Raw genomic sequence first — 24,152 nt, 5'->3', positions numbered from 1 at the left:
ATTTTTGTTTTTACCTATTGATAGAGATCGTGGAGTAAACGGCTACTGGCTGTCGTGTTAGGGTAGGACAATACAATCCCGTTTGATTGTAACTGTTTTGCTGCTTTAGCTTGGCTGTAACCTAAGGTTTCGTCTTCATTGCTAATGTTACAAATAATCGGCAAGTGGCATGTTTGCTTAACCGCAACTAATGAAGACAAGTCTAAGTTTATAGTATCGGGTTTTGCAAAACTTCTTATACCAGAATCACACAGAATCACCTGTTGATTGCCTTTGGTTAGCACTGTTTGCGCTGAGGACAGCCAATCTTCTAAACTGGCAATGTGATTACGCTCAATTATTATTGGCAGATTCAAACATCCTAGCTGATCTAATAAATCCTGATTATACATATTCTGGCCGCTTAACATTACCATATCAGCTAAGTGGCTGCAGGTGATGTCGGCTTCGTGTTCAACATAGATAACACTGACAAGACCAGCTTGTTCGATAATTTGAAAATATTTTTTAAGCTTGCTATCACCAATAAAAGTTGAAGGCTGATGAAGAATAATGGCTTGAAAACCCATTTCCTTACTTTGTTTTGCAAGACTGGCTAATTCAGTTTCATTTTGAGGATTACTAACAAATTGAAATGCGCCAAAGTGAGTGCCACCAACTTGCAAATGCTTGCAATGCACTTCGCTGTCTTGTGATTTATATTTTCGACTGTACTTTGCTTCTAACATGTTGGTATTGGTTGTAGTTAATTCAGTTTTTTTGGAGCTATCGGGTTCAATTAACAGCTGAGCTTGTGATAGTTGAGTTGGTTTTACCGACTCGCAAGGGTAACAGCCAAGCACTTTAATAAAGCGAGTTAAACGTTCCAATTCCTTAATGGCTTGCTGAACATCTTGATGTGCAAGATTGCCATCGATGTCGATATAAAACATTTCTTCCCATGGTGTACCAGGTATTGGCCTTGACTCAAGCTTCGACATGTTTAAGTTATGGGCTTTTAACACTAACAGGGCTTCAACTAACGCTCCTGGTTTTTGACCTGTTGCCATAATTAAGGTGGTTTTTGCCGGTAGCTGTGTCGGTACACCGACAGCTTTTCTGGCGACCACGATAAAACGGCTTTGATTTATTTTTTGATTGGCAAGGCCATCTTCAATTGCGGTTAGTTTGTATAAAGCACCGCCTTCTGCACTGCCAATAGCTGCAACGTTTGCATTATCCGCTTCAATCACTTTCGCCATCGCCTCAGCACTACTGGAACAGTACTCTAGTTTAAACTCAGGATGTTGGCTTAAATAGCGACTGCACTGACTAATGGGTTGTGGATGGGCATAAACTGTTCTAATTTCAGCCGTGTTTGCCCCAGGTTTAGCCAGTAAACAATGTCCGACTTCAATGGTGGTTTCACCAACAATCGATAAACTGGTGTGTTGCAATACGTCATAAACTTCATTGATTGATCCTGAAGAGGTATTTTCTATGGGTAAAAAACCGTAATCAGCATGGCCAGATTCTACTGCGTTGACAATGTCATCAAAGCTTTGACAACCAAAATCAACCATAGTGACCTGGCGTCGATCACAATAACGTGTTGCAGCTAAGTAAGAGTATGATCCTCTTGCCCCTAAAAACGCTACAGTGTATTGCTGTTTTTGGGTGTCAGGGTTTGCTCTACTATGCAAAAAAGCTTGTTGGTTAAGTACAGAGTCCTCAATAATGCTTTGATATAGCGAAATAACAAAATGCGCATCAAGGCCTTTTTCGCGTCCTTGCTGTACTAGACGCTCTAACAGCTCTTTCTCTCTTTGGGTGTCTCGGATAGGTCTGACATCGACTTCTTTGCTACGGGCTACTTCAAGGCTTAATTCTCGACGTTTTGAGAGTAAGGTCAGTAATTCGTTATCCAACGATGTAATTTGTTCTCGAGTTAGATTTAACCCTTGTGGTTTATTCATACTCACCTCTTAATATAATTTAACTGATTTACTTCATTTACGAGTAAAAACTAAAAAGCCTCCCGTTGGGAGGCTTTGGTATTTTCATTTTCTTTTTGATACAGAAAAACCGCCTCCCTATTTGGGCTGCATAAAAAAGAAAATAAAAACGCGACGTAATATTTGATTCATGGCTTAAAACTAAAACGTAGCTTGATAAGTGTCAATGTAAAATTACTCACTTTGCAAAAAGAGCAATAAAAAGCGCATCCGAGGATGCGCTCTGTGTGTTTAATAATAAAATCAAGCTGCTGTTTCCTCCTTATATACATATTCAAAGTCATCTTCTGCATTTTCAAATGTAGCATGACGTTGAGCTTGGGGTTTATCGGTCAGGCGATTTAGCTGTTTCTCCAGCTTTTTACCCATTGCAGTGATTGCTGCGTAAAGGTTTTCATTTTTCGCCTGGGCAAATAATTCTCCACTTGGCAAGCCTATAGAGGCTTCTATCTTAAAGATCTGCTTTTCCTGCGTGATGATGATATGTGGATTAATTAATTGAATATTGTGTCTTGTTAATTTTTCAATTTGTCCTTCGATGCGTTCAAGAATAGGGGCAGTGACTTCAAGTTGCTTGCTAGTGATTTTCAGCATATTTTGAACCTTCTGTTGTATTGCTTAAGTTCAGATTACCAAGTTATCGCACATAAAATGTGATCTATATCACACAAATCAATAAGGGTTTTACTGAGAGAAGCAAATTTGATCGCTTAGACATTTTCACTAAAAAGATACTGAAAATCGCTTGTAAAGCCACTTTTTAAGGCGCATATTTGAATGGATAACAACTCAGCGTGCTTTCATTTTTTGACTTTATTTCTCGTTAAAATCCCCCTGCCTACATCAATCGTAATATTTCTTACATTTCTTTACGTTTCGAATTCACCTAATTGATATAAAAAATTTTATAATACCTAAGGGGTTCGCAGTGGCGAATGATTAAACATTTATTCAAGTCGAGTTATTAGATGCATTCTCAGTCGAAAAAAATCAAAGTGTGGGACTTACCTGTAAGAGTTTTTCATTGGAGCATGCTTGCTCTCCTTATTGGTTTATGGTGGAGTGCTGATGCTGGTGAAATGAGCCTTCATCAAGTATTTGCTTACCTTCTAATGGCGATTTTATCTTTTCGTCTGATTTGGGGGATTATGGGGAGTGATACTGCTAGATTTAGTCACTTTGTTCGTTCCCCTAAAAAAGTCATTCAATATGCCTCTAGTCCACAAAAGCCAGAATCCATAGGTCATAATCCTATGGGAGGTTATATGGTACTTTTGTTACTCAGTTTGCTAACAATTCAGTTAGTCAGCGGTTTATTTGCAACTGATGATATTTTCACCGAAGGCCCACTTTATAGTTATGTTTCATCTGCAACCGCAAGCACAATGACTTGGCTGCATAAACAAAATTTCAATCTTATTTTGGGCTTTTCTGCGATGCACGTTTTGGCTGTGGTGATTTATCTGTTGAAAGGCGAGAATCTTATTAAGGCGATGTTCACTGGCTATAAACATCTCAAAGAAGAAGGACTACAACCTAAAATGCGTCAAGCTTGGATTGGATTGGTTCTTTTTGCGATTATCTTTGCTTGTGTTTGGTTTAGTGTGTTAGCCAATGCTGTAAAATATATGTAAATACAGTAAGATGTTGTTAGGTTTGATATGAAAAACCCCATATTTCTGAATAAGAGTATGGGGTTTAATATTTTAGAGTTTGGTATTTAGCTTAGTCTTTCTTATAGACATCATGACAGCCTTTACAGCTTTGTCCTGTATTACCGAATGCATCTTTAATTTGACCTAAGTCGCTACCCTGTGCAGCAACAGCTAACTTAGCAGCATTTTCTTGGAACTGAGTCATCTTGCTATCAAAATCAGCTTTATCAGCCCAAATTTTAGCGAGTGCATCGGTATCACCTTTATCCGAACCAGTGATAAATCCTTCATGTGGAATTTTAGAAAGCGCAGCAACATTGGTTGCACGACTAGCAAATACAGCGGCATCGAAGTCTTTTTTACCCTTAAGCATCGCACCCATGTCGCCAAAATTATAAGCGATTAGGCCAAACGCCGATTTACGGTAGTCAATTGCATGATCAGTGTCTTTAAAGTTATTTGCATAAACACTTGGTACAAGCAATACAGTAGCAGTCATTGCAATCAATAGTTTTTTCATCATATTCTCTATAATTATTAGGTGGGTAATGACATTATTTTACAGATTTTCAAACGGATATCACGTTTAGATTGTTTCCGAATGTGAGCGAAATTTACCAAAGCTTAATTTTAGAGTTCAGCTTGCCATTTAGATTAATGATTTACCTCGATTTTAAGTTGGATGTTAAACCATGCTTTACAAAAAATCAGGTATTAATTGTCTGATTTTATGTCATTTAATTTTTATGGTCATATTAGTTTCTTTTGATATTCGGTACAAATAATCATCCACGATAAATGTAAGGCCTATTACTTTACGGCTAGCTTTTGCTTTCAGCGGGTTACTTGTTATTATCTATATGACTTTATTAAAGAGAACAACTATGAGAGCGAACTGGAGTTTAGTAGTCGAGAAAATTTTGACTCATTCGAATCATGATGATTTAGCCGTTTTATTTCGATTATTACTAACAGAAGAAGAACGTAGCGCGATAGCTGGGCGACTAAAGGTGTTTCAAACCTTATTGGCTGGAGAGTTAAGTCAAAGACAAATTGCTGCTGAGTATCAGGTGAGTATTGCGACTATTACCCGTTGTTCAAATTATCTTAAAAATATGTCAGTAGAGCAGCGTGAACAAGTACAAAAGTTGATTTTATAAGTTATTGACAATAAATATAAACTTAGCAAAACTGAACAAAATGAACAAACCGCTTGGTAATATCAAGCGGTTTTGTTGTTTATATCATTCTTACTGTGAATGCTTAGACCCTTAAGGCGGGAATTTTGTGCCTCCTGTAAGTAGATCTTCTAAGTAATAAATATGTACCGAAGGTCAATAAACAGATGGCCAATAGCGCACTAGAGTCTTTAGGGTAAAAACGATAAAGCAATGCGGCCGACAATATGTACAAAAATGGCATATAGGCATACAACCAGTCAGGTATGAAACCTTCCCTACGCTTGCGTTTTATATCCGTTCGTCGATTCTCAGAGCGAAGGTTATAAATTCGGGCTCCTAATAAATAAAGCAAAATGGCGGCGGCTATCGCATACTGTTGTTGCAGCATTAGCACGCTTACACCACCAATTACGATGTAAGTGTAAGGTAAAAGCTCGTATACAGGTTTAATTAACATAAGCACTCCGTCGCTGCTCATTAATTATTATTACGATTAAAAGTCTCGTTCACTGCCCAAAGTTCATAAAATCTTCCGTAATCAAAAACATGGGAAAAAGTGTACGTAACACGGTTTAGGACGCGTCTGTTTTACCGACTGCACTTGTATTAATTATAGCCTATAAAAAAAGTCGCAGGCTATTTTTTAGCCTGCGACCTCTATAGATTTCATCCTTTTTACTGATCCTAGTGTGATTATTATCACCAACTAGTCTTAATCAGTTTTGACGCTTATATGGTGTTAGTGGCAACCGCAGCCGCCATTGCCATCACATCCAGGTTTTTGAGTGTCACATGGTTCATGGTCGTGATCATGACCACCGCCACAACTGCCGCCGTGGGCATGAATATGACCGTGAGCAATTTCTTCAGCTGTAGCTTCGCGAACATCAACAACTTCAACATTGAAGGTTAAAGCTTGACCAGCAAGAGGGTGATTACCATCAACAACAACGGTATCATCTTTGATTTCGGTAACTTGCACTGGACGTTGGCCCATTTCTGTTTCTGCAATAAAGCGCATACCCGGTACGATATCTTCGATATCACCAAAAGCGGCTAAAGGGACTTCTTGTTTTAAGCCCTCGTGATATTCGCCATAGGCTTGTTCTGCTGGAATAGTTGCTTCAAATTTATCACCAGCAACTTTACCTTCTAATTCTGCTTCTAGACCAGGAATAAGGTTTTCAGTGCCTTGTAAATAAATCATTGGCTCAGCATCAAAAGAGCTTTCCAACAATTGACCTTGAGCATCGCTTAGGCGGTAATGAATAGTTACTGCTGCATGTTTTGAGATTTTCATAAAGACTCCAATAGCTGATATCGGCGCATAATACATTTTTTTTATTTTTGCTGCGATGATTTACATCAGGTTTTGCTAAATTTCTAGTGATTAAATGCTTTAAATTCTAATTATTTTGATCTTGGACGTTGATTTACCAAAATGAAAAGGGTTTAAGCTTTCTTGTTAACATATTAAGTATCATTAAGCGGTAGATAAATAGGTTTTTAGCCCATATTTTGCTTTAGTATATGAAAAATATACAGTTTTTAAATCTACCATTCTTCGCGTTTACGTTAGCGTAAATGAAGTGTTTACTTGGTTTCATTGCTAATTGTATTGATGTTTCAGATTGTGAAATATGTAATCTTAAATAAATCAACTTAAATGTTAGTTAATATGTAAATAAATAGGCAAGCGGGGTTGACAATATAGTGCTAAAAAAGCAATTCTGTAAGCATTAGTCAATAAGGCGCTACGTAAACGAGTAAGATTACGTATAGAGCTTCGAACCTGAATTTAGTAAGTGAGCAAGATGTCAGCATATAAGCACGTTGTGATTACAACAATTATTACAACCACCACTATTACCATAGTGGGGGCGGGCTGATACATCCTAAAAAGAATTCAATAAAAAGCCCGCTTCCCTAAAAAGGAAGCGGGCTTTTTTATTATAAATTTTTGCATTGATGTCATGTATTTGACTGGAGAAGACGATATGAAAGTAATGAAATTTGGTGGTACATCTTTAGCAAATTGGCCGCGTTTTTTAATGGCGGCAGATATTATTGCTGAGTCTTCTAAGTTAGAACCTGTAGCAACCGTACTTTCAGCACCAGCAACTATTACTAATGCGCTGTTAGAGATGGTTGATTTAGCGGTAAAGGGTGAATCATATCAGGCTGTTGTTCAGCATATCGATACCATATTTAATACTCTATATGCACAAGCAAGCGAACAATTGTTATCTTCAGCGCAGCAGGCTGTGCTGCAAGTGAAGTTAAATGATCAAATGCTGCAATGGAAACATAAGCTAGAAGGGATTTGCTTATTGGGTGAATGCCCTGATTCAGTAAGAGCTGCAATCGTGGTGTCTGGTGAGCGCTTATCTGCGGCATTAATGGAACAAGTTATGCTCGCGAAGGGGATTACATCAGCACAATTAGATCCTGTGTCGTTATTCCTTGCACATGGACAGCCTTTAGAGTCTGTTGTGGATATTAATGTAAGTAAGCCACGTTTCTCTGTGCTGCCTTTAAATGATTACAGAGTCTGGGTGATGCCGGGTTTCACTGCTGCGGACGCCCATGGAAAAATTGTCACCTTAGGTCGTAATGGTTCTGATTATTCTGCAGCAGTACTGGCGGCATGTTTAGATGCCTCAAGTTGTGAGATTTGGACTGATGTTGACGGCGTTTACAATACAGACCCTAGAGTGGTGACCGACGCGAAGTTATTGTCACAGCTCAGCTATCAAGAAGCCATGGAACTTTCTTATTTTGGTGCAAAAGTCTTGCACCCTAAAACAATTGCTCCTATTGCTCAATATCATATTCCTTGTTACATCAAAAACAGTTTTAACCCATCTGCACCAGGCACATTAGTGTCTAACGATGCCGATAAAACGGGACTGCAAGTTAAGGCCATTTCGAATCTTGACGATCAAACAATGTTTAACGTATCAGGCCCTGGTATGAAAGGCATGGTTGGGATGGCCAGCCGAACATTGGCGGCTATTTCACGTAGTGGTATTTCGGTATCGCTTATTACGCAAAGTTCTTCTGAATACAGCATTAGTTTTTGTGTGGCAACCAGCGAAGCAGCTAAAGCTAAATGGTCATTAGAACAAGAGTTTGAATTAGAAATAAAGTCTGAACTGTTAGAACCTATCGAGTTACGTCAAGGTTTAGCGATTGTGTCCTTGATTGGCGATGGGATGAAAACTCATAAAGGCGTTGCGGCTAAGTTTTTCAGTGCGCTGGCCAAAGCGAGCGTTAATATCATAGCGATTGCCCAGGGGTCTTCTGAGCGTTCAATATCGACGGTCATTCAGCAAGGTAAAACTAAGCATGCCATAGGTGCTTGTCATCAAGCTTTCTTTGATGTGCAGCAATATGTTGATGTGTTCTTAGTTGGCGCGGGGAATGTGGGAGCTGGACTGCTTGAGCAAATAAAACAACAGAATGAAATGCTCAAAGAGCAACATATCAGCATTCGCGTTTGCGGAATTGCTAATTCACGTCAAATGCTACTCGATAGTAATGGCGTTGATTTATCCAATTGGCAAGGATTAATAAGTGATAATGCTCAAGCATATGATTTAAATGCCTTACTAGCGTTTGGGCAAGAGCAGCAATTACTCAATCCAGTATTAGTAGATTGTACCTCAAGCGCTGCAGTTTCCGACCGCTATTTAGATGTGATGAATGCTGGTTTCCATGTGGTTACTCCTAATAAAAAGGCCAACACTCGGGATTATGCGTTTTATCAATCATTACGCAAAGTTAGTTTAGAGCAACGTCGTCAATTTTTATATGAAACAACCGTGGGTGCAGGCCTACCCGTGATTGATAATTTGAAAAAGCTTTTATGTGCGGGTGATAAACTGCATAAGTTTAATGGTATTTTATCAGGTTCATTATCGTATATTTTCGGTATGCTGGATGAGGGCATGAGTTTGTCGCAAGCTACATCAATTGCTCGTGATAAATGCTTTACAGAACCTGATCCTCGTGATGATTTAAGCGGAATGGACGTTGCTCGCAAAGTGCTGATATTAGCCCGGGAGGTCGGCTTAGCGTTAGAGTTAAGCGATATCAACATTGAATCGGTTTTACCAAATGATTTTGATGATAGCGGTGATGTGGACGCATTTATGGCTAAATTGCCTAGCTTAGATGCTCAAGTTTCAGAGCGTGTACTCAAAGCGCAAGCCGAAGGTAAAGTGTTGCGCTATGTTGGCCAAATCGACGAAGGCAAGTGTCATGTTCGCATAATAGAAGTTGATGCAAACGATCCATTATACAGCGTAAAAGGTGGCGAGAATGCCCTTGCATTTTATAGCCGTTATTATCAACCTATTCCCTTTGTATTACGTGGATACGGCGCCGGTACTGACGTGACTGCTGCAGGTGTCTTTGCCGATGTATTAAGAACACTTAATTGGACACGTGAGGTAGGGCTGTAATGGATAAAAGTAATCAAGCAGCAATCACTGTCTATGCACCAGCCTCTATGGGAAATGTCGGCGTAGGCTTTGATTTGTTAGGGGCGGCGTTAGCCCCAATCGATGGCAGTTTGTTAGGTGACCGTGTCACAATTAGCAATATCGATACAGGTGTTGAATTTGAGCAAGTCGGGGCTTGGGCACATAAACTGCCAACCAATTTGACTGAAAATATCGTCTATCAATGTGCAGTATTTTTTCTTGAGAAATTACAGCGAACCGACGGGGTAAAATTAGTATTAGAGAAAAATTTACCCGTAGGCAGTGGCTTAGGTTCTAGTGCTAGCTCGGTTGTTGCTGCACTTTATGCCTTGAATGAACATTTTAAACAGCCATTTGACCAACAAGCGCTATTGCTATTAATGGGCGAATTTGAAGGGCAAATATCAGGTAGTATTCATTATGATAACGTGGCGCCATGTTACTTAGGCGGTATGCAACTGATGCTTAACACCGCTAAAAAAGTGTGCGCGCCTATTCCAAGCTTTAAGCAATGGTATTGGGTGGTGGCATATCCTGGTATTTCATTATCCACTGCAAAAATGCGCGCCTTATTGCCAGCACAATACGATAAAGCTGTGGCGATAGAGTTTGGTCGTTACTTGAGTGCATTTGTGCATGCCAGTTACCAGCAAGATGCAGACATGGCGATTGAAGTGCTTAAAGATGTATTAGCAGAGCCTTATCGCGCAGCAGCGATCCCAGGTTACCTTGATGCTAGAGAAGCACTGCAACAGCAAGGAATGCTAACAACTGGGATATCCGGCAGCGGACCAACCTTATTTAGCGTAACCGACTCATTAGAAAAAGCACAACAGGCGAAAGCGTGGTTAGAGCAACATTATGTGACAGAACAAGGTGGTTTTGCCCATGTATGTCAATTAGATGAACAGGGTACTCGCCGCGTTTAACTGACAAACCGTATTCAATTTTATAGGTAATGGTAATGCAATTATATAATTTAAAACATCCTTCTCAGGAAGTGAACTTCAGTCAAGCAGTACAGTTGGGATTAGGTAAAGATAGAGGGCTATTTTTTCCTAAATCAATTCCAGTGTTAAACAATATTGATGACTTGTTGGCAATGCCTTTTGCTGAGCGCAGTAAGAAGGTACTCGGCGCATGGCTTGCGAATGAGTTAGGTCAGGATAATGTCGATGGTTTAGTGGATAACGCATTTACCTTTGAAGCGCCACTTGCCGAGGTTGATTACCATCGTAGTTGTTTAGAGTTGTTCCATGGCCCTACTTTAGCATTTAAAGACTTTGGAGCCCGCTTTATGGCTCAATGCGTTAATTTATTGTCAGCAGATAAAGGATTAACCATTTTAACTGCCACTTCAGGCGATACTGGCGCAGCAGTAGCAGATGCTTTTTATGGGCTAGACAAAGTGCAAGTTGTGGTGATGTATCCTAAGGGGAAAATCAGTGAGCTGCAGGAAAAGATGTTCACCACTTTAGGTAAAAACATCCATACAGTGGCGGTGAATTCTGATTTTGATGCCTGCCAACATCTCGTTAAGCAAGCATTTGATGATGCGGAAGTGCGCGAAGGGCTGGCATTAAACTCGGCAAATTCAATCAATATTAGCCGCTTGTTAGCGCAGATATGTTATTACTTTGAAGCGATTGCCCAAGCCAAAAAAGCAGGTCATGAAAACTTTGTGGTATCGGTGCCTAGCGGAAACTTTGGTAATTTAACCGCAGGCTTGTTTGCCAAAGCTATGGGCTTGCCAATCAAACGTTTTATTGCTGCAACCAATAGCAACGATACAGTGCCGCGCTATCTTGAAAATGGGGATTGGGCTCCGCACGATACAGTGGCAACTATGTCTAATGCAATGGATGTGTCCGAGCCAAGTAATTGGCCTCGAGTAGAAGCGATTTGTCAGCAAATGGGCTGGCCGTTATCTGATATTACAGGCTTAGCGTTGAATGAATTACAAACCTCAGAAGCACTAAAAAATCTTTATCAATTAGGTTATCAATCAGAGCCGCATGCTGCAATTGCCGCTCAGGGTTTACGTCAATTGCTGGCTAAAGATGAATACGGTATCTTTTTAGGCACGGCTCACCCTGCGAAATTCAAAGATGTTGTTGATCGTGAGTTACAAGTTGACTTACCGCTTCCTCCTGAACTAGAAGCCGTAGCGAATAAGCCAATTCTATCAGTTGAATTGGATGCTGATTTCAGTCAGTTAAAATCTCATTTATTTGCTACGCTTCGTTAAATCTTGCGAGTTAGACTCGATTAATAATTGATTTGCTATTTAAAAAACACTCAACTTTTTGAGTGTTTTTTTGTTTTAGGGGATTGAGATATTTTTCTAGAACATGATCTTGGTCATAACTAATATTTATCAATAGAGTAGATTGGGAAATACTATGAGTTTTGACTAAAATATAGACTAGTGAGGTTTACATGACGGAGAAGACTATGCTTAAGCGATTAAAGCGAGATCACCAACATATAGCCATATTATTGGACATACTCAGCAATAAAAATAACCGATTAATTGAAGGTGAAGCAGTTAACTTTAACCTTGTTAGAGACATTGTTGAGTATATGCAAGGTTATGCTGAACACAGCCACCACCCATTAGAAGATATTACCTATCAATATTACGTAAAAAAAATGTCAGTGCCAAACAGTGAGCAGCTTCATGATGAACATGACAAGCTGGCCCAGGTATCAGGTTCTTTAATGTACAGTTTAAATATGATCCTTTCTGATATCGTGATTTCAAGAGAGAAGTTAATTAATGATTTAGCCAATTATATTAAGCTCCAAGTTGCACATATGCAGTTTGAGGAACAAGAAATATTTCCTCATTTTGCTAAATCATTGGATGGGGAAGATTGGCAGAAAATTGAACATTTATGCCAGAAAAAACTAGTTGATGATCCACTATTTAGTGAAAATGATAATGCAATTTTTGATGATCTTCGCACGTATATTGCCAATGTCGATAAAAAGATGAAGTTATAGCGCATTTGTCGTAATTCCCTATTAGATTAAGTCTGATAGAGTACAAGTAGATAGATCAAAAAGAGCACCCTAGGGTGCTCTTTTATATTCATGCATAATTGAATAAATATTCACTTGAGCTAATATTTATAATACTAAAGTATTTGCATCAAATTCGAAAGAGTCATCAATATCTTGTAACTCTTTCAGTAAGCGCTGCTTATCTTTAATTGCTTCAATCTCGCGCCATTTACGTTTTTTGTTTGAACTTTTTGTACGGCTTGGTCTTTCAACAACTTCATCTAACGCACAACCATAATCTAAACGATCCATGGTAACCTCCCTTGTTATTATGATGTCTCTATGCAGATAAATAACATATTTCCATCATAGGGTGCAATAGTTATGTTTCATTAATGTTAACCTGAGGTTAAGCTTTGATGAATAAATAAATCACTCGCTAGGATTCTATGCTGAAATTGCTAAATTCAAACTCATAAAAAGCCAGCTTTCGCTGGCTTTTTTAGTGATTAAATCTGTCCTTGACGATACAAATTGATTAAAGAATTGCTGGAACAATCTAACGCTTGAGCGTCATTTTCGGCCCCGATTCGGTCTAGTACATCATTGCCGAGTACTTTTCCTAATTCCACACCCCATTGATCAAATGAATTGATTTGCCAAATTATCCCTTGAACAAACGTTCTGTGTTCATACAGTGCAATTAATGCACCTAAGGTCGGTGGCGTTAACTTATCCATCAATAAAGTATTGCTAGGTTTATTGCCAGTCATCACTTTATGTTTAGCAATAAGCTGCTTTTGAGCATCATCAAGCTTACTTGAGCTCATTTCGGCTAATGCTTCTTCGTAGGTACGACCTTGCATTAACGCTTGGGTTTGACCGAAGCAATTTGATGCTAGCTGATTGTGATGCTCACCGAGCGGATTATGACTTTGTAGTGGCAAAATAAAGTCAGCAGGGATCAGTGCAGTACCTTGGTGTAACAGCTGATGATAAGCATGTTGACCATTTGTACCTTCGCCTCCCCATATAACTGGGCCAGTACTGTAATCTACCGCTGTGCCATTCAAGGTAACGGACTTGCCGTTGCTTTCCATATCCAGTTGTTGGAAATAAGCAGGTAAACCACGTAAATAGTGATCGTAAGTTAAAATCACATGAGATTGGGCGCCATGAAAGTTGCTATACAACACAGATAGCATCCCCATGATCACAGGCATGTTGTGTTCTAGAGGAGCTTGCTGAAAATGTTGGTCCATGTCAAAGGCACCAGATAACAGTTCTTTAAAGTTATCCATACCAATAACAAGTGCAATAGGTAATCCAATGGCTGACCATAATGAATAACGTCCACCAACCCAATCCCACATAGGGAAGATGTTGTTAGCATCCATTCCAAATTCAGTAGCTTTGGCCACATTAGATGTGACGGCAACAAAGTGCTGTGCTACGTCTTGCTGCGATGCGCCTTGAGCTAAAAACCACTCTTTGGCACTTAATGTATTTGTGAGTGTTTCTTGGGTACCAAAGGACTTTGACGACATAACAAACAGAGTGGTTTCTGCGTTTAATCCTTTTAACTTCTCGCAAATCGAAGTGGCGTCAACATTGGCCACAAAGTGACAATTTAAGCCTTTCCAATAAGGTCGCAAAGCTTGGGTGACAATTTTAGGCCCAAGAAAAGATCCACCAATACCAATACTGACGATGTCAGTGATGGCTTTACCCGTATAACCCGTCCATTGTCCGCTTTGAACTTGTTCTACAAACTCTGCCATTTTAGCCAAGGTTTGTTGCACTTCAGGCACAATATTTTGTCCCTCAGCGTTGATGGTTTGCGAAGCTTTACTGCGAAGAGCTGTATGCAATACCGCGCGTTGCTCGGTGTTATTAATGATGTCACCCGAGAACATGCCAGCAATTTTATCTGTTAACTGTGCTTCATTGGCAAGTTTGAACAATAATGCCAATGTCTCTTCATTTACACGGTTTTTTGAATAATCCAGTAATAGCCCACAACTCTTCAAGTGCATTGCATCAAAGCGTTGGTCATTCTTCTCAAATAACTCACGCATGTGCGGTAATGCCGCAGTATGAGTGGCTAATTGTTGCCATGTGGCTGATTGTGTTAATTGAGTCATTAATTTACAGTCCTTGTTTAGCTTAATTTCTCTTTTAGCATGACCTCAAGTTTACCTTGGTCGACTGCAAAGTTTCTGATCCCTTCGGCTAATTTATCCACTGCCATAGCATCTTCGTTGAATGCCCAACGGAACTCTGCTTCTGTTAGCGCAGTCGGCGCAGTTGATGATGCCGAGACCACTTTAAGTTTTTCAGTCACAATGACATCAGTATTGGCTAACTCTTCTAATAGAGCAGGTCCAATGGTTAAGCGATCGCAACCTGCTAATTCAATAATCTCACCGATATTACGGAAGCTCGCTCCCATCACTACGGTGCTATAGCCATGTTGTTTGTAATAATCATAGATTTCAGTAACAGAAATCACACCAGGATCCGTTTCTGCGGTGTAGTCTTTGCCGGTATCTTTTTTGTACCAATCAAGAATACGGCCTACGAAAGGAGAAATAAGATAAACACCAGCTTCAGCACAGGCTCTTGCTTGAGCAAAACTAAATAATAAGGTGAGGTTACAGTTAATGCCTTCCTGTTCTAGCTCTTTCGCTGCGCAGATACCTTCCCAGGTTGAAGCTAGTTTGATTAGGATGCGGGATTTATCAATTCCAGCTTCTTTATAAAGCTTGATAAGCTTATGCGCCTTATTAATAGAACCTTGCTTGTCGAAAGAAAGGCGCGCATCTACTTCAGTTGAAATACGACCAGGGACAAGTTTTAGGATCTCAACGCCAATGTTAACGGCAAGTTTATCACCAGCATCTTCAATTTGTTGAGCTTGATCGTTACTTTGGCTTTTTGCCCAAGCAACAGCATTATCGATTAAAGAGGCATACTCAGGAATTTGTGCGGCTTTCAAAATCAATGATGGATTGGTGGTCGCATCTTCTGGTTGATAACGTTTGATTGCCTCAATGTCACCTGTATCTGCAACAATTGTGGTAAATGATTTGAGTTGAGTGAGTGCGTTGGCCATGTAACGTTTCCTCTCGATAAGCAAAATGAATGTTTCAATCCCTTTATTAGAAGCGATTTTACCCTTTATTCCAACTTGTTTTGTAAAAAAATTACGAAAAATTACAACTTTTTACTTAAATTCGGTTTTTTATTGTTGCTTAATTCCGTATTTAATTACGGATGAAATAACTTAGCTTAAATATCTAGTATGCTAATTAGGTTTAAAGCAACAATTTATGGTGTTTTAGATTGTTCATAAAACAAAAAAGCCGCTGAAATCAGCGGCTTTTTATTTTAGCGTTATAGACTAAATTATTTTAGTACAGCGCGCTTTTCAGTACCGGTAACGATAGCTTCGATACGACGGTTTTGCTTATGCGCTTCAGCTGTGTTGCCTTCAACGATAGGCTTAGTGATACCATAACCAACAGACTTGATGCGGTTGCTGCTGATACCATATTTGCTTTCTAAAGCTTGTGCAACAGAGTTAGCACGACGCTCAGAAAGTGTCATGTTGTATGACGCTTTACCAACATTTGAAGCATGACCTTCAATGATCACTGTGTGCTCTGGATTTTTCTTCATGTAGTTTGCTAACTTTTCGATATCAGCATATGAAGATTGATTGATCACAGAAGAGTTGTTAGCGAATAAAATGCCACCTAAGTCATGCTTAGTTGTTGCCATTTCATATACTGTACAACCTGTAGCATCTACTTTATGGTCGCTTGGTGTGTTAGGGCATTTGTCTAAACGATCAACAACACCATCATTGTCTGAATCAACATCAGCAGCTACAGCTGCAACAACTGGAGCGGCAACAGCAGCAGGGGCGGCAGAGCCAAAGCGGTAGCTTAGTTCAAGACCCCAGTAGTTGCTTTCCATAGAAAGTGTGTTCCACTTTTCTTCGTCTAAGTTTTCATAACGACGGTACTTAGCTGCTAACTTTAGGTTTTCAGTGAAGTTGTAACCGATACCAGCGCCAACATATGGTGCAATACCACTGTCGCTATAGTATTCAGTGTTCCACTGCTTTTTGTTAGAAATTAGGTAGTTCATTGCACCAGCTTCTGCTGATAAAGACCATTTGTCAGCAAATGGGTAAAACGCAACTAAACCTAAAGTCATACCACGAGCACCAACATCATTTAATTTGTTGCTGTAGTCAACCCATTCAGCACGGCCTAGGTCACGGTAACCTAATTCCACACCGAAATAATCATTGAATAAGTATCCGCCGAATACATCCCATGCATACGGGTCGTCTTCGCCACATACTTTCATGGTTTTTTGGTCACAGTTTGGCTCGTAGTTGTTTACGCCTAAACCGCCACCTACATACCAAGGAGACATTCCTTCTGCTGCAGATGCAGCAAAAGGTAACATAGAGGTGAGTAATACTACTTTTAATGTGTTCTTCATCATTTATAAGTCCTTTGTTATTTTACTTCACCAATACACATGCTTCTAGTTTGTTATAAACATGTGAAGCTGACACTTGATAGGTGAATCCATTATGTTTTAGTCAGCGGCGTAATTATCGTTGCTAATTGAGTGATTTGCCATAGTAAAAATGATTAATTTATGTTTAACGTTAAAATAAAGGCAGAGTTAGGGGATTGACATCTTCAGTTTATTTTACATTTTTTGGGGGGGGTTGTGCTGGGTGTTAGAATTATGTTGCTGATAGAGGGGGCGTTTTAATAAAGTGTCCTCAAATAATAAATGCGCCCATGGGACGCATTTATTTGATTAAGTATTATTTGTATGGCGTTTAATTAATACTGAATAAAACGCTTATCTTGTCCATACCCAGTTTTCAATTTCTTCAGGGTCAACACCATTTGCTTTGATGTAGTTCTTATGGTCAACCAAACGCTGAAGCATGTCTGTTGTTATGCGAACATGTTGTGTTTCGTCAATCACGCCTTGTTGGAACAACTTATAGGCCATATCTATCACTAAGTGATAACGAGAAGTCCCGTTACGTACACCCATATCGAATGGTGTGGTGGTTGAACCTTCTTCTTCATAACCTTTAATACGGAAACGGCGGTTACCTTTATAATCAAATACGAGTTTTTTGATAGTATTTGGATAACCATGGTAGTTGAATACCACGCCTTTATCTTCAGTGAAGACTTCATCCATCATCCAAGGCTTGCTTTGGAATTTAAGGCTGCCAAGGCCACTGCTGTGGAGTTCAGATACACTCACAAAACGGATGCGCACTCTAGGTAAAATCTCACGGATGAGTACGAGTGAAGCCATACATTCTTGAGTGGCATAATCACCACAACCAGCTAGTACTACATCTGGATTTTCATCCGATGCGAAATCCCACACCATGATGCCATCTTTAGCCTGCTTACGCGCTTCTTCTAATGATAACCATTGTGGTAGTGATTTTTTACCCGCTACGATAATGTTTAATTTATCTCGGTCTGCATATGCGCGTTCAGTATAAACCAGAGTGCTGTTAGCATCTGCTGGTAAATAAGCAGAGATAATGTTTGGATGTTTCTCTAACATTGCGCCCAAGAATGACGGATTCTGGTGAGAATAACCATTGTGATCCTGGCGTTCTAATAGTGAAGACAACACAACGTTACACGCAGGGATTGGCTTACGGAAGTGAATGTCTTGGCTAGCATGCACATACTTACAGTATTGGTCAGCCATTGATGACACAACTTGAGAGAAAGCCTCATACGTTGGGAACATGCCGTGACGACCGGTTACAGTGTAACCGTGAAGCATACCGAAAAGTAAGTTTTCAGATAACAACTCAATCACTCGGCCATCACGAGACATATCTTCGTCCCAGCTTTCAATAGGCCATTGCCATGCGCGATCTGTTTCTTCAAACACAGCTTGTAATTGGTTTGAATAGGTTTCATCAGGGCTAAAAATACGCAGGTTACGTTGATCGCGGTTCAGTTTGAAGGCATCACGCATCCATTGGCCCATTTTCAACATAGAGTATCCACGTTGACCGCGAGGTGTTTCAGGACCATAACCTAGTTTAGCCAGATCAGGATTGGCTAATGCGCGTACCACTTCACCACCGTAGCTTAGGCGTTGACGGCCACAACACAAATCTTTTGGTGGCACGAGTGATAAAATGTCTTTATCAAAGACCAGTTCGCCAGATTCTGTAGTTTGGACTAACTCATCAAATTTATAGCTGGCTAACCATTGATCAAGCGCCTCTAAATGGCCTTTATCGGTAGCACAGTTGTTGACAATAACTTGGTGCGATTCACAGTTACCTTCAAGTTTCTTGCCTGCGTATTCTGACGTACCAGTCCAGCCTTTTGCTGTTCTCATTAAAATGACAGGCCAGCGTGGCTTAACGACATCTTCACCTGAACGAGCTCGGCGTTGAATATCTGTGATCATGTCATAAGATAAATCCATTGCTGCTGTCATCTGTTCATAGATGTCAGTATCAAGTTCATCATCAACAATGATTGGATGGTAACCAAGGCCACGGAATTCTAAATCAAGTTCTTCATGGCTCATTCGGCCCATACGAGTTGGACCTGAAATTTTATAACCATTGATATGCACTATAGGTAATACCGCACCGTTATTAGCAGGAGACACTAATCGGTTAGCATACCAAGATGCAGCTAGTGGACCTGTTTCTGCTTCACCGTCACCGATTAAACAGGTTGCAATAAGATTGGGGTTATCAAGAACAGAGCCCCAAGCAACGGATAATGAGTAACCTAGCTCACCACCTTCTAAAATTTGTCCCGGTGCTTCAGGGTTAGCATGTGATGGGTAACCGTAAGCTGCTGAGAATTTCTTACAGATATCTTCGATACCCGTTTCTGTGAAAGGAATTGTTTCTGGGTAGAAATGGCTTAATGAACCTTCCATAAACAAGTTAGCTTGTACTGCAGGGAAACCATGTCCTGGGCCAACAAGATAAATGAATTCACGGTTATGTTTAACGATAAGACGGTTTACGTTGGCATAAACAAAGTTGATACCAGGACATGTTCCCCAGTGGCCTAATAATCTTGGCTTAATATCCGTGTGCTCAAGCTTGCGTTTGTACAATACATTTTGCTTAAGATAAATTTGTGAAGTAGCAAGAAAATTGGTAGCTCTAACATATTTTTTCAGAGCAATAATTTCATTAGCAGTTGTCATAGTGGCCTCGTACATAGTGAAATATAAAATATTTAGTCTTAATTTAAGAACACTGTATTCTTATTTTGCAGTTAATAATGTGTGATGGTTCAAACTTTTGCTAACCAGATGGGATAAAAAAACAGCAGTATTGTTTTTGAAGTGTTAACGGGTTTAATTTTGAGCAGTTTATAAGGTTGTCGATTTGTTATTCTGGCGGGGGAGGAATGTTTTTTTGCGATCAGCTTATCAAGATCAGTTTGACAGCTCGTGTTAATTTGCTCTTGTTAAAAAAATACAATTAACACTGAAATTTCAGTTTAGTTGGGCAAACTAAATTAGAGATAGTTTGTTGAATGAGTATAATGAAGCCAGTTAAATAACGGGTTATTACTCAGTTATTACATTAAATCTATAATAATCAAATAACTAAGATATTTTTATTTTGTCGTGCTTATACTTAGGTTGCACAAAATAAAGCTATCCCAAAGGAATAGACAAGCATTATGGCAATGTTAGAGACGATCGTTAATTTTTTAAATGACCTCCTATGGGGCAAATTATTAGTCTACGGACTAGTGGGTGCAGGGTTATATTTCACCATTAGGCTGGGATTTATTCAGTTTAGCCAGTTTGGTCATGGTCTTAAGTTACTTTCTATAAGTCGCCGACCAGGAAAGAATGGCTTGTCATCTTTCCAAGTATTTTGTACCAGTATGGCAGCGCGTGTCGGTGCAGGTAATATGGCTGGTGTAGCCTTTGCGATAGGTGTTGCAGGACCAGGGGCTGTTTTTTGGATGTGGGCTATTGCGGTTTTAGGCATGGCCACAGCAATGATCGAATCCACACTTGCTCAAGTTTACAAAGTTAAAGATGTGGATGGACAATATCGCGGCGGCCCTTCTTATTATATGGAGAAAGGTTTAGGGCAGCGTTGGATGGGGATTTTATTCTCCATTCTACTCATTATCTGTTTTGGTCTAGTCTTTAATGCTGTTCAAGCTAATACCATTGCTGGCGCAATGACGACGGTATTTGATTTTAATCCGCTTTATGTGGGGATTGGGATCACAGCCTTTAGCGGCGTCGTTATTATGGGTGGTTTAAAGAAAGTGGCTAAGGTTTCTGAATTTATTGTACCTGTGATGGCGCTGGCTTATATCTTGATGGCATTTGTAGTTGTAATGATGAATGTAACCGAGCTGCCTAGAGTGTTTATGCTTGTTATCAATAGTGCGTTTGGTTGGCAAGAAGCGGCTGGTGGTGCCATTGCTTATAGTGTTGCGCAAGCCATGCAAGCTGGTATCGCACGTGGTTTGTTTTCAAATGAAGCCGGTATGGGCAGTGCGGCAAATATTGCCGCCAGCGCATCTCCTAATCCGAATCACCCAGCATCACAGGGTTACATTCAAATGATGGGGGTATTTTTCGATACCATCGTGATTTGTACCGCGACAGCAGCAATTATTTTATTATCAGGTGAGGCTGCTGGTTCTGGTGAAGGTATTGGTATGACAATCAATGCCCTATCTTCGCATGTTGGCAGTTGGGGTGGTGGATTTATTGCAGCTGCCATTTTGCTATTTTGCTTTACTTCCATTATTGCAAACTACTCTTATGCTGAAACCAATGTGATGTTTTTATCAGGTAATAGTAAAAAGGCGTTACCCATTTTTAGATTGATTGTATTAGGCATGGTAATGTTTGGTGCTATGGCTAAAATTGGTTTGGTGTGGGATTTAGCCGACGTTTCAATGGGCTTAATGGCCTTGGTGAATATTGTCGCCATTTCATTACTATCTGGTTTGGCTATTCGAGTCATTAATGACTATCGCGAGCAAGTTAAGGCTGGCAAAGATCCCGTATTTGATACCAGTAAATTTCCGGAGTTAGCTGATCAATTAGAAGAAAAGATTTGGCCTGACGGCTCCGCAAAACATAAGTCATAGATAGTACAAAGATATAATGCATTGAAAATGTGCGTTAGCTTAATCGAAAAAACCATGCTGATTTAGCATGGTTTTTTTATATTAGTCACGTATCATAAACCTAATTAAGAAAGAGGAGCAAACTATGCTGGTTTTAGTATCACCTGCCAAAACGTTAGATTTTGAAAATCCCCCTGCGACGAAAACATTCACTCAGCCAACATTATTATCCTACAGTGAATCACTTATTAAGGTTTGTCGTGAGCTTTCGCCAGTTGATATAGCCAGCTTGATGAAGGTCAGTGATAAAATTGCAGGGTTAAATGCAGCCCGATTTGCGCAGTGGCAGCCCAACTTTACTCCCGATAACGCCAAGCAAGCCATTTTTGCTTTTAGAGGTGATGTCTATACAGGCTTTGATGCGGATAGTTTATCTGAAGCACAAATTCAATCAGCACAGCAACATTTACGCATACTATCTGGTTTATATGGATTACTTAAGCCGTTAGATTTAATGCAACCATATCGCCTTGAAATGGGAACAAAGCTTGCTAATCCTCATGGAAGTAACCTATATGCTTTTTGGGGCGATACCATTACCAAAGAGGTAAATAATGCATTACTAGAACAAGGTGATGACATCATTATTAATTTAGCTTCTAATGAGTATTTTAAGTCGGTAAAAGTAAAACAACTTAATGGTCAGTTAATTACGCCAGTGTTCAAAGATTGCAAAAATGGACAATACAAAGTCATCAGCTTTTATGCCAAAAAAGCCCGTGGTTTGATGGCAAGATACTTGATAGATAAGCAACCTAAGACATTATCAGCATTACTCGAATTTGATCTTGAAGGCTATTTTTATAGTCCCGCGCAATCCACCCCGAATAGCCCTGTGTTTTTACGAGAAGAGCAAGTTTAGAGCTTGTAAGGCTTTAAAGATTGTAAGCTAAGGGATTGTTGGTCATGAGTGCAATGAAGGCTTTGTGGTGTAGATGTTTTACCTATTAAACCAGACCTCAGCTTAAATAGCGCTTTATCAGTTAATGCAAAAAAGCCCTTAATAAGGGCTTTTTTATCAATATGACATTGAAATTATTTAGACGAAGCTAACGGTCTTAAATCAATTTCAGATTGCGCCATCATATAAGCAAATTGAACATAAGCAGCCACATTTTGGGCTAATGCCTTGGGATCAATTTTATCTAAGGTGTCATTAGGCGTGTGGTGGTAATCAAAGTAATCGGTACCATCTTGTTTTAATGATGCAACAGGAACGCCTAAACCCGGCATCATAGATACATCTGGGCCACCAGACGCATCGTTTGTGCCTAACGCGACGCCAAATAGCGTCATTGCAGAGACTTGATGTTGTGCCTGACTAAAGCTGCTAGGTGCGACATTGAAGTCTATTTGATAAATTGGTCCTGCGCCAAAATCAGATTCTGCCGCAATATAGTGCTTATCTAATTCATCCGCATGTTGAGCAGCGTATGCTTTACCGCCGACCAAGCCCACTTCTTCAGCAGCATATAAGACAACCCTTACAGTGCGAGCTGGCTTTTGCGGCAGATCTTGAATTAACTTTGCCGCAGCGGTCACAATTGCCACACCTGCGCCATCATCTATTGCACCTGTGCCTTCATCCCATGAGTCTAAATGTGCTCCGATTAGCACTATTTCGTCAGGCTTACTGCTGCCAGTCACTTCGGCGATGACATTATATGATGTTGCAATACCAAGGTTTTCTGAGGTCATATTTAATGACATCACAATATTAGGGTCGCGTTTAAGCATGTCGTTAATCAGTTCTGCATCAGGAATAGACATTGCCGCGGCAGGAATTTTAGGTACATCTTCTTCATATCGCATCATGCCAGTGTGTGCCATACGGTCGTGATTTGTGCCTATTGAACGAATGACAATGGCAACCGCTCCCTTTTTAGCTGCTTCAACGGCACCTTTTGAACGACCACCCACAGTCACACCATAACCATTACCATCTTTATGACGCTCAGTTTTATGGTCGATGAATACTATTTTACCTTCTATGCGACCAGGAGAGGCTAATGTAAGTTCTTCTAATGAATCAAATCGTACAATCGGAGCTTGAATTCCTTTAATTGGGGTCGCAACACTTCCACCTAGTGCGGTAATCACTAGAGGCTGATCATATGGCGCTATGATACTGGCACTTGCATGGCCGCGAGACCAAGCGGGTACTTGAACAGATTCTTTATAAACCTTATCAAATCCCATCAACCATAACTTTTCCATGGCCCAATCAACCGCCATGATATCTTTGTCTGTTCCAGCTAACCTTGGACCCACTTCTACCGTCAGTGATTCAACAATGTCATAAGCGGCATTTGAATTTAAGGCTTTTTGGGCAAGTTGCTGACTAATGATTGCGTCTTGTGAATTATTTATCACCAATTCAGGTTTTTTTTGAACCGAGGAGGAGGTCGGTTGACAGCCTAATAATGCCATTGTAAATAAGGCGGTTAAGCTGACGTGCGTATAGTTTTTCATGAGTTTCCTTCAAATATTCTAACTATGTCTCACTTTTTTAAACAATCTACCAAAAAGTGTGCTTCATGTCCCGACTCTATTTTTAAGGTGACGCTATATTAGGCTAAGGTTAGATGAGGAGAGTATTTCG

At 40.0% G+C, this 24,152-nt stretch carries 18 protein-coding genes and 1 other annotated feature; of the genes, 8 read left to right on the top strand and 10 right to left on the bottom strand.

The window, feature by feature from the left end:
* Positions 1–14 precede the first annotated feature (14 nt).
* On the bottom strand, positions 15–1,955 hold the full coding sequence (locus ORI98_RS01735) for a chorismate mutase (RefSeq protein ID WP_306134010.1): 1,941 nt from the start codon (positions 1,953–1,955) through the stop codon (positions 15–17).
* Positions 1,956–2,003: 48 nt separating this feature from the next.
* Positions 2,004–2,123, bottom strand: a sequence feature (Phe leader region).
* Between the two features lie 114 nt (positions 2,124–2,237).
* Positions 2,238–2,588 carry a ribosome hibernation-promoting factor, HPF/YfiA family gene (gene hpf / locus ORI98_RS01730; protein WP_306134009.1) on the bottom strand — a complete coding sequence of 117 codons (351 nt, stop codon included), beginning with the start codon at positions 2,586–2,588 and terminating at the stop codon, positions 2,238–2,240.
* Between the two features lie 374 nt (positions 2,589–2,962).
* Here hpf and ORI98_RS01725 point away from each other — a divergent pair, with 374 nt between their 5' ends.
* Entirely contained in the window at positions 2,963–3,628 is a 666-nt protein-coding gene (locus ORI98_RS01725; protein WP_306134008.1) for a cytochrome b/b6 domain-containing protein, read from the top strand.
* Positions 3,629–3,719: 91 nt separating this feature from the next.
* On the opposite strand, the gene ORI98_RS01720 is transcribed toward ORI98_RS01725, so the two are convergent.
* Positions 3,720–4,169: a cytochrome c gene (locus ORI98_RS01720; RefSeq protein ID WP_306134007.1), complete on the bottom strand. Its 450-nt coding sequence runs from the start codon at positions 4,167–4,169 to the stop codon at positions 3,720–3,722.
* A gap of 364 nt (positions 4,170–4,533) precedes the next feature.
* Between ORI98_RS01720 and trpR the strand changes: the two genes are divergently transcribed.
* Positions 4,534–4,809 carry a trp operon repressor gene (trpR, locus tag ORI98_RS01715; protein ID WP_306134006.1) on the top strand — a complete coding sequence of 92 codons (276 nt, stop codon included), beginning with the start codon at positions 4,534–4,536 and terminating at the stop codon, positions 4,807–4,809.
* Positions 4,810–5,569: 760 nt separating this feature from the next.
* Here the strand turns inward: trpR and slyD are convergent.
* Positions 5,570–6,130 carry a peptidylprolyl isomerase gene (gene slyD, locus ORI98_RS01705; RefSeq protein WP_261297570.1) on the bottom strand — a complete coding sequence of 187 codons (561 nt, stop codon included), beginning with the start codon at positions 6,128–6,130 and terminating at the stop codon, positions 5,570–5,572.
* Between the two features lie 697 nt (positions 6,131–6,827).
* Here slyD and thrA point away from each other — a divergent pair.
* The 4 genes from thrA (at position 6,828) to ORI98_RS01685 (ending at position 12,323) form a co-directional block, all read left to right on the top strand.
* Entirely contained in the window at positions 6,828–9,296 is a 2,469-nt protein-coding gene (gene thrA / locus ORI98_RS01700) for a bifunctional aspartate kinase/homoserine dehydrogenase I (protein ID WP_306134004.1), read from the top strand.
* Positions 9,296–10,246 carry a homoserine kinase gene (gene thrB / locus ORI98_RS01695; protein WP_306134003.1) on the top strand — a complete coding sequence of 317 codons (951 nt, stop codon included), beginning with the start codon at positions 9,296–9,298 and terminating at the stop codon, positions 10,244–10,246. The genes thrA and thrB overlap by 1 nt, the downstream gene beginning before the upstream one ends.
* 35 nt (positions 10,247–10,281) lie before the next feature.
* Complete coding sequence (thrC, locus tag ORI98_RS01690; RefSeq protein ID WP_261297573.1) at positions 10,282–11,565, top strand: threonine synthase; 1,284 nt, start codon at positions 10,282–10,284, stop codon at positions 11,563–11,565.
* 206 nt (positions 11,566–11,771) lie between these two features.
* Positions 11,772–12,323 (top strand): hemerythrin domain-containing protein, encoded by a 552-nt coding sequence (locus ORI98_RS01685; protein WP_261297574.1) that lies wholly within the window; start codon positions 11,772–11,774, stop codon positions 12,321–12,323.
* Positions 12,324–12,449: 126 nt separating this feature from the next.
* On the opposite strand, the gene ORI98_RS01680 is transcribed toward ORI98_RS01685, so the two are convergent.
* From ORI98_RS01680 to ORI98_RS01660, 5 genes are all read right to left on the bottom strand, one after another.
* Entirely contained in the window at positions 12,450–12,635 is a 186-nt protein-coding gene (locus ORI98_RS01680; RefSeq protein WP_261297575.1) for a DUF3545 family protein, read from the bottom strand.
* Positions 12,636–12,832: 197 nt separating this feature from the next.
* The gene (pgi, locus tag ORI98_RS01675) at positions 12,833–14,467 is read right to left on the bottom strand and encodes a glucose-6-phosphate isomerase (protein WP_306134002.1); all 1,635 of its coding nucleotides are present in this window, start codon (positions 14,465–14,467) and stop codon (positions 12,833–12,835) included.
* Positions 14,468–14,484: 17 nt separating this feature from the next.
* On the bottom strand, positions 14,485–15,438 hold the full coding sequence (tal, locus tag ORI98_RS01670; protein WP_261297577.1) for a transaldolase: 954 nt from the start codon (positions 15,436–15,438) through the stop codon (positions 14,485–14,487).
* Between the two features lie 293 nt (positions 15,439–15,731).
* Entirely contained in the window at positions 15,732–16,844 is a 1,113-nt protein-coding gene (locus ORI98_RS01665; protein ID WP_306134001.1) for an OmpA family protein, read from the bottom strand.
* 372 nt (positions 16,845–17,216) lie between these two features.
* Positions 17,217–19,583, bottom strand: a complete 2,367-nt coding sequence (locus ORI98_RS01660; protein WP_261297579.1) for a phosphoketolase family protein — start codon at positions 19,581–19,583, stop codon at positions 17,217–17,219.
* A gap of 491 nt (positions 19,584–20,074) precedes the next feature.
* Here ORI98_RS01660 and ORI98_RS01655 point away from each other — a divergent pair, with 491 nt between their 5' ends.
* Both ORI98_RS01655 and yaaA read left to right on the top strand, forming a co-directional pair.
* A complete protein-coding gene (locus ORI98_RS01655; protein ID WP_261297622.1) occupies positions 20,075–21,511 on the top strand; it encodes a sodium:alanine symporter family protein in 1,437 nt (478 codons plus the stop codon).
* 124 nt (positions 21,512–21,635) lie between these two features.
* Positions 21,636–22,412, top strand: a complete 777-nt coding sequence (yaaA, locus tag ORI98_RS01650; RefSeq protein ID WP_261297580.1) for a peroxide stress protein YaaA — start codon at positions 21,636–21,638, stop codon at positions 22,410–22,412.
* A gap of 173 nt (positions 22,413–22,585) precedes the next feature.
* On the opposite strand, the gene ORI98_RS01645 is transcribed toward yaaA, so the two are convergent.
* A complete protein-coding gene (locus ORI98_RS01645) occupies positions 22,586–24,022 on the bottom strand; it encodes a M20/M25/M40 family metallo-hydrolase (protein ID WP_306134000.1) in 1,437 nt (478 codons plus the stop codon).
* Positions 24,023–24,152: the final 130 nt, after the last annotated feature.

Origin of the sequence: Shewanella sp. ULN5, assembly GCF_030731885.1 — a bacterium.
GTDB classification, from domain to species: Bacteria; Pseudomonadota; Gammaproteobacteria; order Enterobacterales; family Shewanellaceae; genus Shewanella; species Shewanella holmiensis.
The sequence above is the reverse complement of the archived record's forward strand: the minus strand, read 5'-3'. Positions and strand labels throughout refer to the sequence as shown.